The sequence below is a fragment of the Agrobacterium tumefaciens genome (genome assembly GCF_017726655.1).
GTDB lineage: Bacteria > Pseudomonadota > Alphaproteobacteria > Rhizobiales > Rhizobiaceae > Agrobacterium > Agrobacterium tumefaciens_B.
Genome location: NZ_CP072308.1, coordinates 2,410,338 through 2,425,000, shown reverse-complemented (window position 1 = coordinate 2,425,000; position 14,663 = coordinate 2,410,338). Strand labels below are relative to the sequence as shown.

At 58.8% G+C, this 14,663-nt stretch carries 13 protein-coding genes (1 of these 13 only partly in view); 10 read left to right on the top strand and 3 right to left on the bottom strand.

Annotated elements, in window-relative coordinates; all coding sequences use genetic code 11:
• The 5 genes from AT6N2_RS11845 to AT6N2_RS11825 all read left to right on the top strand — a co-directional run.
• Window positions 1-343: the 3' end of a phosphoribosylaminoimidazolesuccinocarboxamide synthase gene (locus tag AT6N2_RS11845; RefSeq protein ID WP_209087007.1), read on the top strand. Its footprint begins 608 nt before the window's first position; the window shows 343 of its 951 coding nt (coding positions 609-951); its start codon lies off the left edge, out of view; the stop codon is at window positions 341-343.
• An 11-nt stretch (window positions 344-354) separates the two neighbouring features.
• A complete protein-coding gene (locus AT6N2_RS11840) occupies window positions 355-1,005 on the top strand; it encodes a TetR family transcriptional regulator (RefSeq protein WP_063948484.1) in 651 nt (216 codons plus the stop codon).
• Between the two features lie 199 nt (window positions 1,006-1,204).
• Window positions 1,205-2,407 carry an efflux RND transporter periplasmic adaptor subunit gene (locus tag AT6N2_RS11835; protein ID WP_063948470.1) on the top strand — a complete coding sequence of 401 codons (1,203 nt, stop codon included), beginning with the start codon at window positions 1,205-1,207 and terminating at the stop codon, window positions 2,405-2,407.
• 53 nt (window positions 2,408-2,460) lie between these two features.
• The gene (locus AT6N2_RS11830) at window positions 2,461-5,550 is read left to right on the top strand and encodes an efflux RND transporter permease subunit (RefSeq protein ID WP_209087005.1); all 3,090 of its coding nucleotides are present in this window, start codon (window positions 2,461-2,463) and stop codon (window positions 5,548-5,550) included.
• Between the two features lie 145 nt (window positions 5,551-5,695).
• A complete protein-coding gene (locus AT6N2_RS11825) occupies window positions 5,696-7,147 on the top strand; it encodes an efflux transporter outer membrane subunit (RefSeq protein ID WP_144579215.1) in 1,452 nt (483 codons plus the stop codon).
• 109 nt (window positions 7,148-7,256) lie between these two features.
• Here AT6N2_RS11825 and efp read toward each other — a convergent pair whose 3' ends face one another.
• Entirely contained in the window at window positions 7,257-7,826 is a 570-nt protein-coding gene (efp, locus tag AT6N2_RS11820) for an elongation factor P (protein WP_063948464.1), read from the bottom strand.
• A gap of 251 nt (window positions 7,827-8,077) precedes the next feature.
• On the opposite strand from efp, the gene epmA reads away from it, so the two are divergent.
• The 3 genes from epmA to AT6N2_RS11805 all read left to right on the top strand — a co-directional run bounded on the left by epmA (window position 8,078) and on the right by AT6N2_RS11805 (window position 10,774).
• A complete protein-coding gene (epmA, locus tag AT6N2_RS11815) occupies window positions 8,078-9,142 on the top strand; it encodes an EF-P lysine aminoacylase EpmA (protein ID WP_209089673.1) in 1,065 nt (354 codons plus the stop codon).
• Complete coding sequence (locus AT6N2_RS11810) at window positions 9,139-10,203, top strand: lysine-2,3-aminomutase-like protein (protein WP_063948459.1); 1,065 nt, start codon at window positions 9,139-9,141, stop codon at window positions 10,201-10,203. The genes epmA and AT6N2_RS11810 overlap by 4 nt, the downstream gene beginning before the upstream one ends.
• A 379-nt stretch (window positions 10,204-10,582) precedes the next feature.
• On the top strand, window positions 10,583-10,774 hold the full coding sequence (locus AT6N2_RS11805) for a hypothetical protein (RefSeq protein ID WP_003492264.1): 192 nt from the start codon (window positions 10,583-10,585) through the stop codon (window positions 10,772-10,774).
• A 197-nt stretch (window positions 10,775-10,971) separates the two neighbouring features.
• Here AT6N2_RS11805 and AT6N2_RS11800 read toward each other — a convergent pair whose 3' ends face one another.
• Both AT6N2_RS11800 and AT6N2_RS11795 read right to left on the bottom strand, forming a co-directional pair.
• Window positions 10,972-11,208: an Lrp/AsnC ligand binding domain-containing protein gene (locus AT6N2_RS11800; protein WP_003521320.1), complete on the bottom strand. Its 237-nt coding sequence runs from the start codon at window positions 11,206-11,208 to the stop codon at window positions 10,972-10,974.
• A gap of 129 nt (window positions 11,209-11,337) precedes the next feature.
• A complete protein-coding gene (locus tag AT6N2_RS11795) occupies window positions 11,338-12,237 on the bottom strand; it encodes a LysR family transcriptional regulator (RefSeq protein WP_063948457.1) in 900 nt (299 codons plus the stop codon).
• Window positions 12,238-12,367: 130 nt separating this feature from the next.
• On the opposite strand from AT6N2_RS11795, the gene AT6N2_RS11790 reads away from it, so the two are divergent.
• Together AT6N2_RS11790 and modA are read left to right on the top strand one after the other, a co-directional pair.
• Window positions 12,368-13,651 (top strand): NAD(P)/FAD-dependent oxidoreductase, encoded by a 1,284-nt coding sequence (locus AT6N2_RS11790; RefSeq protein ID WP_063948455.1) that lies wholly within the window; start codon window positions 12,368-12,370, stop codon window positions 13,649-13,651.
• A 174-nt stretch (window positions 13,652-13,825) separates the two neighbouring features.
• Window positions 13,826-14,617: a molybdate ABC transporter substrate-binding protein gene (gene modA / locus AT6N2_RS11785; RefSeq protein WP_063948453.1), complete on the top strand. Its 792-nt coding sequence runs from the start codon at window positions 13,826-13,828 to the stop codon at window positions 14,615-14,617.
• Window positions 14,618-14,663: the final 46 nt, after the last annotated feature.

Below are 14,663 nucleotides of genomic sequence, written 5' to 3'. Positions count from 1 at the left end.
ATTCGGCACGGATGAAAACGGCAACATCATCCTGGCTGACGAAATCCATACGCCGGACAGCAGCCGCTACTGGATGGCCGACAGCTATGACGAGAGCTTTCGGAGTGGCACCCGCCCGGCAAGCTTCGACAAGGACTTCGTCAGAGCCTGGGTCGCCGAGCGCTGCGATCCCTATAAGGACGACATTCCCGAAATCCCGCAGGATCTCGTCCTCCAGACCTCCAGGGTCTACATTGATGCTTACGAGCGCATCACCGGGCAGAGCTTCGTTCCCGATGACAGCGGTGAAACGCCGCTTGCAAGAGTACGTCGGAACCTGGAGCCGTTTTTCCCCGGAGTCTGACCGTGACCAAAATGATCGAACACGCGAGCAAGGCAGACAGGAAGAATGACCGTCCTGTCAAACGCCGGCCTCGCCGTTCCGCCGAGGAGACCCGGCGGGACATTTTAGCAAAAGCGGAAGAGCTTTTCCGCGAGCGTGGCTTCAACGCCGTGGCGATTGCCGATATTGCCGCAGCGCTCAGCATGTCTCCTGCCAATGTCTTCAAGAATTTCAGCTCGAAGAACGCCCTCGTCGACGCGCTTGGTTTCGAACAGATCGGCGTTTTCGAACGGCAGATCTGTCCGCTCGACAAAAGTCACCCGCCGCTGGAGAGGCTGCGCCATCTCGCGCACAACCTGATGGAGCAGCACCATCAGGATCTCAATAAAAATCCCTACGTCTTCGAGATGATCCTGATGACCGCCAAGCAGGATATGAAATGCGGCGATTATTATAAAACCGTCATCGTGAAACTGCTGGCCGAAATCATAGAGGATGGCGTTGAGGCTGGAACCTACGCAGCAACCGACGCTCTTTCTCTTGGCGAAACCGTGCTGCATGCGTTGACCAGCGTCATCCATCCCGTCCTCATCGCCCGGGAAGATATCGGCAATTTAGCAACACGTTGTGATCAACTCGTCGATCTGATCGATGCGGGATTACGCAATCCACTTGCTAAGTGACGATTCCCAATTTACGTCACCTTCTCGCAATTGCTTGCGAAGCGCATTAGCCTGCGCTTCTATGCGCTTGGCGGTTCGGACGAAATGAGCGAATCGGGTCCCTGTTAAGGCCTTCGCCTGTCACGTCGGTCCTCGGACGCGCATCCGCCGAGCGACATTGCGCTTATAGTTGAATGCGATCAGGAAGCAGGGAAGAACGATGAGCCGACGTATTTTACCCCTATTTGCTTCTCTGTGTGTCACCGCGCTTCTGGCCGGATGCAGCGATGGCGGAGAAAGCAATCAGGCGCCCGGCCAGGGTGCCGCGCGTCCGCCGTCTCCCGTCAGCGTCATCGTGATGAAGAACAGCGAATATCCGCTGACCACGGTGCTGCCAGGCCGCGCCAGCGCGTTCCAGACCGCGGAGATCCGCCCGCGCGTCACTGGCATCATCCGCGAAATCCCTTTCAAGGAGGGCAGCGAGGTCAAGCAGGGCGACGTTCTCTACCAGATCGAGGACAATACCTATCTGGCGGAAGTGGCGCAGGCCAAGGCCAATGTGGCAAAGGCCGAGGCAAGCATTCCGAGCGCCGAGGCAAATCTTGCCCGCTATGAGCGGCTGGTCAACAGCGGCGCAACGCAGATCGAATATGAAAATGCCAAGGTAACGCTGCTGCAGGCGCAGGCGGATGTGGCCCAGACGAAGGCGGCGCTGGAAACGGCGGAGATCAATCTCGATCTCACCAAGGTCCGCGCACCTTTCGACGGCATTACCAGCGCTACCGCCTTCAGTATCGGCAACGTGGTGACCGCAAACCAGACGACGGCGCTGACCACGCTACGCCGCATCGATCCGATCTACATCGACCTGATGGAGTCCAGCATCAACCTGCTGCGTCTGAAAAAGGCGATCTCGTCCGGTCAGCTTGGTGGCGACACGAAGGAGACAGGCATTCATCTGACTCTAGAAGACGGCACCGAATACAAACACGACGGCAAGATCGACATGTCGGACATGGCGGTGAGCGAAACGACGGGCACCTTCTCCATCCGCGCCCTGTTCGAAAACCCTGACGATCTTCTGCTGCCCGGCACCTATGTTCGCGCCACACTGACGATCGGTAAGGAAAAAGGCTTCCGCATTCCGCAGCGCGCGGCGAGCCGCAACGCCAATGGTGACCTGACCGCAAAGTTCGTATCGGCGGAAAACAAGGTGGAGACCCGCACCTTCCCGTCCAGCCAGCAGTCTGGCAACGCCTGGCTGGTGACGGAAAATGTCAAGGATGGCGACAAGCTCATCGTTGATGGCTTCCAGTGGATCGCCGATGGCGCGACCGTGGCACCGGTCGAAGTAACCATCGACGATCGCGGTATCGTCGTTCTGCCGCAGCAAGCTCCGCCTGCCGCCGCCCCAACGAAATAAGCATGAGCAGCAAACCCTCGGTCGAAGCTCGCACAAGGTAAGGCAGGACTGCCATGGCCCATTTCTTCATCCGGCGCCCCGTTTTTGCATGGGTTATTGCCATCGTCATCATGCTGGGCGGTGCCCTTGCTATCTGGACCCTGTCCATTTCGCAATATCCGGACATCGCGCCGACGACGGTTCGTGTCAGCGCCACCTATAACGGCGCCAGTGCCGAAACCGTCGAAAAATCGGTGACGACCATCATCGAGGACGGCATGACCGGTCTCGATGACCTCACCTATATGACCTCGTCATCCTCGACGGGAAGCGCCGAAGTGACGCTGACCTTCGGCAACAGCATCCTGCCTGACATCGCGCAGGTTCAGGTACAGAACAAGCTCCAGCTCGTTCAGTCGCAGCTGCCCGATACCGTGCAGCAGCGCGGCATCCAGGTCAGCCGCTCGACATCGAGCATCCTCATGGTCGGCGCGCTCATTTCCACCGATGGCAAGCGCAACTCCGCCGACCTTGGCGACGTCTTCTCCTCCCGCGTCGAAGACCAGATCAAGCGTCTCGAAGGTGTCGGCAGCATCAACGTGTTCGGTTCGGAATATGCCATGCGTATCTGGCTGGACCCGTTCAAGCTCAACAAGTACCAGCTGACCACGGCCGACGTCACCGGCGCCATCGAAAGCCAGAACACCCAGGTTTCCGTCGGCTCTCTCGGTGCTGTGCCCGCGGTCAAGGGTCAGCAGCTGAATGTTACGGTCACGGCACAGAGCCAGCTCACCACCGTTGCCGACTTCGAAAAGGTCATTCTGAAAGTCGAGAAAGACGGTGCGACCGTTCGCCTGAGTGACGTCGCGCGTATTGAGATCGGCCAGGAAACCTATGGCGGCGATTCCCGCTCCAATGGCCGTCCTTCGGCCGGCTTTGCGGTCAACCTCGCGACAGGCGCAAATGCGCTCGACACCGCGGCCCGCGTCAAAGCGGCTTTGACCAATGTCGAAGGTTCCCTGCCCGAGGGCGTCTCAATCGAGTATCCCTACGACACGACCCCCTTCGTCAAGCTGTCTATCGAAAAGGTGGTCCACACACTGATCGAAGCGATCATCCTCGTCTTCGTCGTGTTGCTGGTCTTCCTCCAGAACCTCAGGGCCACCTTCATTCCGATGATCGCCGTGCCGGTCGTGCTTCTCGGTACCTTCGGTGTTCTGGCACTCACCGGATATTCCATCAACACGCTGACCATGTTTGCCATGGTTCTGGCCATCGGCCTCCTCGTCGACGACGCTATCGTTGTCGTTGAAAACGTCGAGCGCATCATGTCGGAAGAGGGTCTGTCACCGGTCGAGGCGACCGAGAAGTCGATGGGCGAAATCACTGGTGCAATCATCGGCATCGCACTCGTCCTGACCGCCGTCTTCATTCCGATGGCTTTCTTTGGTGGGTCGACGGGCATCATCTACCGCCAGTTCTCGATCACCATCGTGTCGGCGATGCTGCTTTCGGCCGTTGTCGCCATCGTGCTGACGCCGGCGCTGTGCGCCACCATGCTGAAGCCGATCGACCACCACAAGAAGCAGCGCGGGCCGGGTGCGTGGTTCAATCGCGGCTTCGGCAGGACGACGGATGGCTATGTCTCCACCATCGGCTATCTCCTGAAACGCCCGTTGCGCGTCATGATCATCTTTGCGGTCGTCATCGGTGGCTGCGTCTGGTTTTTCAGCAAGCTGCCAAGCTCGTTCCTGCCACAGGAAGACCAGGGTGTGCTCCTGACCATCATCCAGACCCCGACGGGTTCGAACATCGAACGCACCAATGAGGTGGTAAAACAGGTCGAGAGCTACTTCCGCGAAAAAGAAGCTGCCAATGTCGAATCGGTGTTTGGCGTGCTTGGCTTCAGCTTCAGCGGTTCCGGCCAAAACAACGCCATCGTCTTCACCAAGCTCAAGGATTTCGAGGAACGCACGGCGCCGGCGCAACATGCCGGAGCCATCGTTCAACGCGCCATGGGCACCTTCTTCGGTTTCCGCGATGCGCAGGTCTTCCCGCTTCTGCCGCCGGCCATTCAGGGCATGGGCACGTCGAGCGGTTTCTCGATGTATCTGGTGGATAGCGGCCGAAACGGCACCGATGCCCTGACGGCATCATCGAAAGAACTGATCGCGCTTGCCACAGGCAATCCGAAGATCAGCTCGCTCAGAAGCGACAGCCAGGATAATGAAACCCAGATGAAGATCGTTCTCGATCAGGAAAAAATGGGTGCCATGGGGGTCGACCTGTCCTCCGTGAACCTCATGCTGTCGACGATCTTTGCGGGGCGCGATGTCAATGACTTCACGCTCAATGGCGAGTTGAAGCCCGTCTATGTCCAGGGTGACGCCCCCTATCGTATGCAGCCCGACGATCTGAAGTTCTGGTATGCCCGCAACACCAATGGCGAGATGGTGCCTTTCTCTTCCTTTAGCGAAGTCAAATGGATCAATGCCCCGCCATCGCTGGCGCGCTTCAACGGCACGGGGGCGATCTCGCTGGAGGGCACTGCCGGAGCGGGCGTCGCCTCGGGCGACGCAATGGACGAAATGGAGCGTCTGACAGCGAGCCTGCCGGGTGGTTACACGGTGGCCTGGCAGGGCATCTCCTATCAGGAACGCCTCTCGGGTTCGCAGGCGCCGATGCTGTACGCGCTGTCGGTGCTGATCGTCTTCCTGTGCCTTGCCGCCCTTTATGAAAGCTGGTCGATCCCGTTCTCGGTCATCATGGCCGTTCCGGTGGGTGTTCTCGGTGCTTTGACGGCGGCGCATTTCTTCGGTCAGTCGAACGACGTCTACTTCAAAGTCGGCCTTCTGACCACGATCGGGCTTGCGGCAAAGAACGCGATTCTGATCGTCGAATTCGCCAAGGAGAGACAGGAGCACGGACTGGGCCTGATGGAAGCGACTCTGGAGGCGGCGAAGCTGCGCCTGCGCCCGATCATCATGACCTCGCTCGCCTTCATCCTCGGTGTCGTGCCTCTCGCCATCGCAACCGGAGCGGGTTCTGCTGCGCAAAATGCAATCGGCATTGGCGTCCTGGGTGGTATGCTTTCTGCAACACTGCTCGGAATTTTCTTCGTTCCGTCCTTTTTCGTCATCATTCGCCGCCTTTCAAGGCGTTAACAAAACAAAAATGGGCTGTGCCAACCGTTAATACGCTGCTAGAAATATCGCCGATTTGGCAAGTGCACGTTTCTACGGCATATCGACCGCGCAGCCCATTTGTCAGCCACGCTCGGTAAGCCAACCTAAGAATTGGGAAAATTACATGCTGTCTATTCGCGCTATCGCTCCCCTGACAATGCTGCTGCTTGCAGGCTGTGTCGTCGGGCCCGACCAAAAGACACCGGAAATCCAGTTGCCGGGCAAATTCGCGGAAGGCGGCAAGACCAGCAACGGTGACATCAGCAGCGTCGCGTGGTGGACCGCATTCAACGACAGCCGCCTTAATGGCTATGTCGCGACCGGCCTTCAACAGAACCTGACCGTGATGCAGGCTATCGAGCGCATCAATCAGGCGCAGGCGAATGTCATCATCGCCGGCGCTGGTGCGCTTCCGAGCCTGAATGCACAGGGGCAGCATACGACCAGCCAGACATCTGGCAGCCTGCGCGATGTGCCGGTGACGAACACCTCTTCCGGCGGCCTCAGCGTTTCCTGGCTGCTCGATCTTTTCGGCCGCTACCAGCGTGCCCGGGAAAGCGCCAGCGCAGATCTTGATGCCGCATACTCGACCGTTGATGTTCAGCGTCTGACGCTGATCTCTGCGGTGGCGTCAGCCTATATTGACGTTCGTTATTATCAGGAGCGACTGGCGATTGCCCGCCAGAACCTCGGTTCGCGTCGCGAGACGCTGGATCTGACGAAGCTACAGCTTGAAGCTGGTGCTGCCTCCCGTCTCGACGTGGTACAGTCCGAGGGTCTCGTCAATTCGACCCTGTCTGAAATTCCGGGACTGGAAACCAATTTCCGCAAGGCCGCCCATCGCATCGCAACCCTGCTCGGCATGCCGGCATCGTCGCTCATTACGGAATTGCAGAAGGGCGCACGTCAACCGGTTGCCCGCAGCATCCCGCGCACAGGCATCCCCGCTGACCTCATCCGTAACCGACCGGATATTCGCGTTGCCGAGCGCAATCTTGCCGCTGCGGTCGCTGCCATCGGTGTAGCTGAAGCGCAGCTTTATCCAAGCATCGAACTCAGCGGCTCGATCACGCCGAGCTATAGCTTCATCAGTGGTGGCAGCCGCGGCTCGGCCAACAGCTGGTCCTTTGGCCCGTCGCTGGTTCTGCCCATTCTGGACGGTGGTCGCCTGCGCGCCAATGTCGACATTGCGAACTCGCAGGCACGCGAACAATACCTCGCCTGGAAGGCGACGGTTCTGAACGCGGTCGAAGAGGTTGAAAACGCTCTTGCCGCCGTCAACCGCGACCAGCGCACCGCAGACGCTCTTCGCAGGACCGTGGCTTCCTATCGTGAAGCACTTCAGCTTTCGACGGCAAGCTACCGCGATGGCGCTTCGTCCCTGCTCGACGTTCTGGACGCGCAGCGCCAGGTTTCCACTGCGCAGGCGAGCCTTGCTCAGGCCGTACAGCAGACGGCCCAGGATTATGTCGCCCTCAGCATCGCGCTCGGTGGCGGTTATGCTGTCGGCCAGACGACGGCTCCCAACAGGGGCGGCCCGACCATTGCCGCTGCCGCCGTCGCCAAGGGCATGTGACAGCATCCAAAATGACAAACAAAAAGCCCGCGTCTCGACGCGGGCTTTTTTATTGCGGACATAAAAAGCACCCGTCATCAGGTGCTTTTAACGTCATCAGCCGTCAGGCTCAGTTCTTGGCGCGCTCGACGTAGGAATTGTCTTCCGTCGCGATGACCACGCGGATGCCGGCATCGATATGCGGCGGTACCATGGTGCGAATGCCGTTGGAAAGAATTGCAGGCTTGTAGGACGACGAAGCCGTCTGGCCCTTCACAACCGGCTCGGTTTCCATAATCTCGAGCGTGACGTGACGCGGCAGTTCGACCGCCAGCGGATTGCCTTCGTGGATCGAGAGAACGCAGGTCATGCCTTCCTGCAGATAAGCCTTCTGGTCACCCATCGTCTCGGCATCGACCACGACCTGGTCGTAGTTTTCGGGGTTCATGAAGTGGAAGCCTTCGCCGTCTTCATATAGGAACTGGAAGTTCAGGTCCTCAACGAAGGCGCGCTCGACCTGTTCGGTGGTGCGCCAGCGCTCGGAGACCTTCACGCCGTCGACGATGCGGCGCATATCTACCTGGGTGACCGGCGTGCCCTTGCCGGGGTGAAAGTTCTGCGCGGTGAGAACGACGTAAAGCTTGCCGTCGACGTCCAGAACATTGCCCTTGCGGACGGATGAGGCGATAACCTTGACCATATGACTTCCTTGTAACTCGATGAAATGCGTCGTAAAGGACTGCACGGCAGCACCTGCCCCGGCAGACGTTTTGTCTGTTTTCTGGGGCGCAACTACCTTAAATCCGTACGAATTGCCAGCCTTCTACAGCAATTCGCGGAAGAGTGCCTAGCGGTTTTCCGCCCGGGCCCGCTTTAAATGACCCGATCAGGCGCTTTGCGGGCCATGTCCTGATGATCGAGCGCCGCATGGAAGACGGAAAAGAACTGAGAATGCGCGAAAGCAACGGAACAATGTCGCCATGGTGGACGCCCGACGTCCATGCCGATCGCCGCGCGTTTCTGCTTGGTCGCAATCGTATCCAGTCCGCCTTCCGAAACTATTTTACTGACGAGGATTTCCTGGAGGTCGATACTGCGACATTGCAGATCTCGCCCGGCAACGAGGCGCATCTGCATGCTTTCGCCACGCAAGCCCTGACCCCGGCGGGCGACGCCGTGCCGCTTTATCTCCACACCTCGCCGGAGTTCGCATGCAAGAAGTTGCTTGCAGCCGGCGAAAAACGCATTTCCTGCTTCGCCCATGTCTACCGAAATCGAGAGCGAGGCCCCCTCCACCACCCGGAATTCACCATGCTGGAATGGTATCGTGTGGGGGAAACCTATGAGAGCCTGATGAGGGACAGCGCCAATCTTCTGGCATTGGCAGCGGAAACCGCAGGCACGAAGACGTTCACCTATCGCGGTCGCAGCGTCGACCCCTTTCTCGAGCCGGAGCGGATAAGCGTCGCCGAAGCCTTTCTGCGCTATGCGGGCGTCGATCTTCTGGCCACCATCGACCAAAACGGCGAGACCGACAGCCGCCAGCTTGCCGCGCGTTTGACCGATGCCGGCATTCGCGTGGCTGAGGACGATACCTGGGCCGATATGTTCAGCCGCGTCATTGTCGAGCGGATCGAGCCCGAACTGGGTTTCGGCAGGGCAACGATCCTCGACGAATATCCTACCTGTGAGGCGGCCCTCGCCCGCAGGTCGCCGAAAGACGGCCGCGTCGCGGAACGTTTCGAGCTTTACGCCTGCGGTGTTGAACTGGCCAACGCATTCGGCGAATTGACCGACGCCAACGAGCAGAGACGGCGTTTCGACATGGAGATGGCGGAGAAACAGCGGGTTTACGGCGAAACCTATCCGCTGGACGATGATTTTCTGGCGGCACTCGCAATGATGCCGCCCGCAAGCGGCATCGCACTCGGCTTCGACCGGCTTGTCATGCTGGCAACCGGCGCGCCCCGCATCGATCTCGTCATGTGGGCACCCGTTGCGGATTATGGCCGATGAAGCATTCGGAAGCCATCAAGACACCGGAGGCGTTGCTCAAAGCCGGACTGATCAAGACCGGAGCGCTTGATGATCTGCGCGCTGTGACAGAGCGTTACGCGCTTGCGATAACACCAACAATAGCAGCGCTGGTAGATGACAGCGATCCTGACGATCCGATAGCCCGGCAATTCGTTCCCGACGTTGCGGAACTCGTTCACCTTCCCGAAGAACGCGACGACCCGATTGGCGACCACGCGCATAGCCCGGTCCACGGCATCGTCCACCGCTATCCCGACCGCGTCCTGCTGAAGGCGGTGCATGTCTGCCCGGTCTATTGCCGTTTCTGCTTCCGCCGTGAAATGGTTGGGCCGCAGGGCAATGGCATGATGAGCCCGGAGGAACTCGACGCCGCATTCGGCTACATAAGCGCGAACCCCTCCATCTGGGAGGTCATCCTGACAGGTGGCGATCCACTCGTTCTTTCCGCACGGCGTTTGTCCGAGCTGATGAAGCGCCTCAAAGACATCCCACATGTTAAAATTGTCCGCTTCCACACGCGCGTTCCAGTGGTTGACCCCGGTCGAATCGACGCGGCATTGATCGATGCGCTGAAAGCCAGCGGCAAGACGACCTACGTCGCGCTGCACGCCAACCACGCCCGTGAGCTGAGCGAGGCGGCGCGACAAGCCTCGGAACGGCTGATCGACGCCGGTATCGCCATGGTGAGCCAGACGGTGCTGTTAAAAGGCGTCAACGACGATCCCGCCGTTCTCGCTGACCTGATGCGCGCCTTCGTCGAGACACGGATAAAGCCCTATTATCTTCATCATCCCGATCTCGCACCGGGCACCAGCCATTTCCGGCTGACGATCGAGGAAGGCCAGCGAATCGTTTCCGCTTTGCGCGGCCATGTCTCCGGTCTGTGTCAGCCGACCTATGTTCTCGACATCCCCGGTGGTCACGGCAAGGCAGCAATTGGCCGAAATGCGGCAGCGAAGACTCGCGATGGCTGTTATGCCGTTTCAGACTTCAACGGCAACGATCATATTTACCCGCCACGAACGACAGACATCGATTAAAAAATGACATAGCGGCCCTGCGCCGCAAGGCTTTGGAGGGTTCAGGCATGTGGAAACAAAAATTTCACATTTCCGCCCCTGTCCTGTCATCATAAAGAAAAATATTCTACCTATAACAATCAGCATTGATTTTAACGCTGGTCTGGATTATCAGTGTGGGACTGGAGAACGAGTCTCCTGATTCTGGGCCAACACCAACACAGGGAGTGTGTCATGTCAAAACATAGTGCCATTAACGCAATCCTTGGTCTTGAGTCCTGGAATGCTGGATTTAAATCCACGTGTTCCCGCTGCTGTCGAATGTGACCTGACGGTCACAATTTTCAGAAAATCTGTTCGACAACATGCTGTGTGAAGTAGCCACAGCGGGAGTATACCTATGCAAAAGCAAGTTATTGAATTCGCTGGCGAACCCGTCGGCATCGTCATACCGGACAACGACCGGCTGAAGTTCATCGCGGTGAAGTTCCACGTTCACGACCTGGACGAACAGAAGTTCGACAGTGCCGACGACGTGCGGATCGCCATCCGTGATCTCGTGCGTAACCGGAACCTGGCCGCAGTTGCCTGATGCGGCTTGCGTTCCAGCTTCTCATCGAAACGCAGAAAACAGAGTGCGCCCGATATTGAAGCCGCATGACCGGCCGATGGCGCACTCTTTTATTGCCTGAGATTATAGCTGCGCCGCCTGTCGCGCGCATATCCTCGGATGGCTTCAGCCGAAAGCCTTACAGAATTATCCCTTGAACCACTGATGGCGCTTGCGCCTTAAAACGCCGTGAAAGTCAGCGTTGTCAGGGACCGCACGATCCCCGGAATATTGACGATGTTCTGGTTGATGAACTTGCCTATGTCCTCTTCCTGCGGCAGGTAGATTTTCAGCAGCAGATCATACTCGCCGCTCGTCGAGTAAAGTTCCGAAACCAGTTCGGTCTTATAAATGGCATCGGCGACATCGTAGGTCTTGCCGGGTTCGCATTGAAGCTGAACAAAAATGGGCTTCACGGATATCTCCCGTATTGGAACGTGCAGTGTGTGGCGCCGTCCGCCACCTGTCATGAGGCACTATTGGCTCAGCCGCGCGCCTCTTGCAAGACCGACACCGGGTTGACGGTGAAAACTCTTCAGCTGCCGCTACCTGCCGATTGCCGCCTGGGAAACGATCCAGTCCCGAAAACTGTCGAGCGGCGGATAGCCTGCACGATCAGGCATGCAGGCGAGATAATAGGCTTCTTCGCTCTCCACTTGCCCGGCAACTGCCGCGACGAGGCGACCGCTCTCGATTTCTTCCTCAATCATGAAAGAGGGGATGAGAGACGCCCCGACGCCGGCGCTCGCCGCTTCCGCTATCGTCGTGAATTGGTCGAACAACATGCCATGCACATTGTCAAAATCCACATCGTGGCTGCGAAACCATTGCTCCCAGGCATCGGGGCGGGTCGTCATGTGCAAAAGCGGCACATGCAGGAGATTTTCCGGGCGCGTAAGCCCGTGACGTTCCTTAAACGCCGGGCTGCACACCGGAATAACTTTTTCATGCATCAGGAAAATCAGCTCTGTGCCCGGCCAGTGCGGCAGCCCGAAGTGGATCGCCGCATCGACCGTGTCAGTACGGAAATCGAAGAGTGACGCCCGCGTCAGCAGATTGACCGAAACCCCGGGATGCCGGGCGATGAAATCAGGAAGCCGCGGCACGAGCCAACGGGTTCCGAAACTCGGGAGGACGCCGAGATTGAGCGTGCCGCCATCCGGATTGGCGCGCAGGTTGAGCGAGGCCGTCGATATGCGCCGCAACGCCTCGCGGATGTCGCGGGCATATCCCTCTCCCGCCCGTGTCAGCCGGATCGTCTGACGCTCGCGCAGGAACAGCGCGACGCCGAGCTGCTCTTCCAGGGCGAGGATCTGTCGGCTCACGGCACCCTGCGTCAGGCCGAGTTCTCTCGCCGCTGCAGTGACGCTGCCGGTGCGCGAAGCGGCCTCGAAGGCGGCGAGCAGCGAAAGCGACGGCAGAAAACGGCGGGGTGGCAGCACCATATTCCCTCGCGGAATAAACTCTTGATGATATGTCGATATTCAACAGACGCCGCGGCTTGTAAAGTCTCATTAACAAGGGCTTGTCACCCATACGGAAACCAAATGAACTTGCCCGCACCATGGTGGAACGATGTATAACGACCCCCGCTCCCACGGTCTCTGGCAAAAGACCGCGCCGCAACCGCCCGTAACGCCCGCCTTGCAAGGCGAATCCGTTGCCGATGTCGTCGTCGTCGGAGGTGGTTTCACCGGACAGTCCGCCGCCCTTCATCTGGCCGAAAAAGGTGTCGACGTCGTTCTCCTGGAAGCAAAAGAGATCGGCTTCGGGGGCGCCGGGCGCAATGTCGGTCTCATCAATGGTGGCATGTGGGTCATGCCCAAAGAATTGCCCGGCGTGCTGGGTTCAACCTTTGGCGAACGTCTTCTCGGCCTGCTGGGCAATGCGCCGCTTCTTGTCCGAGAACTGGTGGAAAGACACGACATCGCCTGCGAAATCGAGAAGAACGGTACGCTTCATTGCGCTGTCGGCGAAAGGGGACTTGCTGAAATCCACGAGCGCTGTGCGCAGTGGGCCGCGAGGGGCGCGCCAGTGCGTGTTCTGGATGCCGAGGAGACAGCGAGACGAATCGGCAGCACCGCGTATTCCGGCGCCCTCCTCGACACGCGGGCAGGCACGATCCAGCCGCTCGCCTATGTTCGGGGCCTTGCCGCAGCTGCCCGGAAGAAAGGTGCGCGTCTGCATACCGATAGCCCGGTGGTCGCCACCGAGCGCAGAAATGGAAAATGGCTGGTCAAAACCGAGCAAGGCTCGGTAACTGCCAACTGGATCGTTGTTGCCACGGAAGCCTACAGCACCGGTCCATGGCGGATCGTCCGCGATGAGCAGACCTACCTTCCCTATTTCAATTTCGCCACCAGACCGCTTGGCGACAACCTGCGAAAGAGTATCTTGCCGGGGTGTGAGGGTTGCTGGGACACGAAGGAAATTCTCTCCTCCTTCCGGATGGACAAAGCCGGCCGGTTGGTCTTCGGCAGTGTCGGCGCCCTGCGCGGCACCGGCGCCGCCATTCATCGCGCCTGGGCAAAACGATCGCTTAAGCGGCTTTTCCCGCAGCTTGGAGACACGGAATTCGAATGTGAATGGTTTGGCAAGATCGGCATGACCGACAACGCCGTGCCGCGCTTCCACAAATTCGCGGACAATGTCATCGGATTCTCCGGCTACAATGGCCGCGGCATCGCGCCCGGCACGGCATTTGGCAAGGTGCTCGCGCAACATATTCTCGGTGAGATCGGCGAAGCCGAAATGCCCCTGCCTTTGACAGAGCCGAAAGCACAGGCCTTGCGGGCGGTGAAGGAAGCCTATTACGAAGCCGGCGCGCAGATCGCTCATTTCGCCGGCGAGCGTTTTTGATCCTTAACAGGGTCGACCATTTGCGGGGCAAGGGATTCTTCAACAGCTAGTGGTTCGCCCGAACCTTTGCGATCGTCACGCCCTTTTTACGCGATATATCCATGAAAATATAATGCTTGCCCTTTCGCCATATCGATATATTCATACGAATATCACGTATCGGGGACACGCATCATGAGACCTTCGCGCCGCAGCTTTTTCAAAACCATTGTCGTGGCTACGTCCTTCTCCATCGCAGCGTCCTTTGTGAGCGCTCCAGCTTATGCCGCCGAAAAAGTGACCGTGTTTGCCGCGGCGAGCATGAAAAACGCACTCGACGCCATCAACGCGGAATGGGCGAAGGACAGCGGCAACGAGGTCATCGTCTCCTATGCCGCGAGCTCCGCGCTCGCCAAGCAGATCGAGCAGGGGGCGCCGGCCGACATCTTCATTTCCGCCGACCTTGCCTGGATGGACTATGTTGCCGAAAAGAAGCTGATCAACGCTGACAGCCGCTCCAACCTTCTCGGCAACCGCATCGTTCTCGTCGCCCCGGCAGACAAGGCAAAGCCAGTTGAAATCAAGCGGGGCTTCGATCTTGCCGCTCTGGTTGGCGACGGCCGTCTAGCCATGGGCGCAGTCGATTCCGTACCGGCGGGCAAATACGGCAAGGCCGCTCTGGAAAAACTCGGGGTCTGGTCCTCGGTCGAACCAAAGGTCGCCGGTGCGGAAAGCGTGCGTGCCGCGCTGCTGCTCGTCTCTCGCGGCGAAGCCCCCTATGGCATCGTCTACCAGACCGATGCCGCCGCCGATCCGGGCGTGAAGATCGTCGGCGCCTTCCCGGAAGACAGCCATCCGCCGATCATCTACCCGGTCGCCATTCTTTCGGAAGCCAAGTCCCCGGCAGCAAAAGCCTATCTTGATTTCCTGAAGTCGGCCAAGGCAACGCTCTTCTTCGAAAAGCAAGGCTTTACCGTTTTGAAATAAACTGCCTTTCGTGAGCCCAGCATATTGGCCGCGAGAGATGACGATT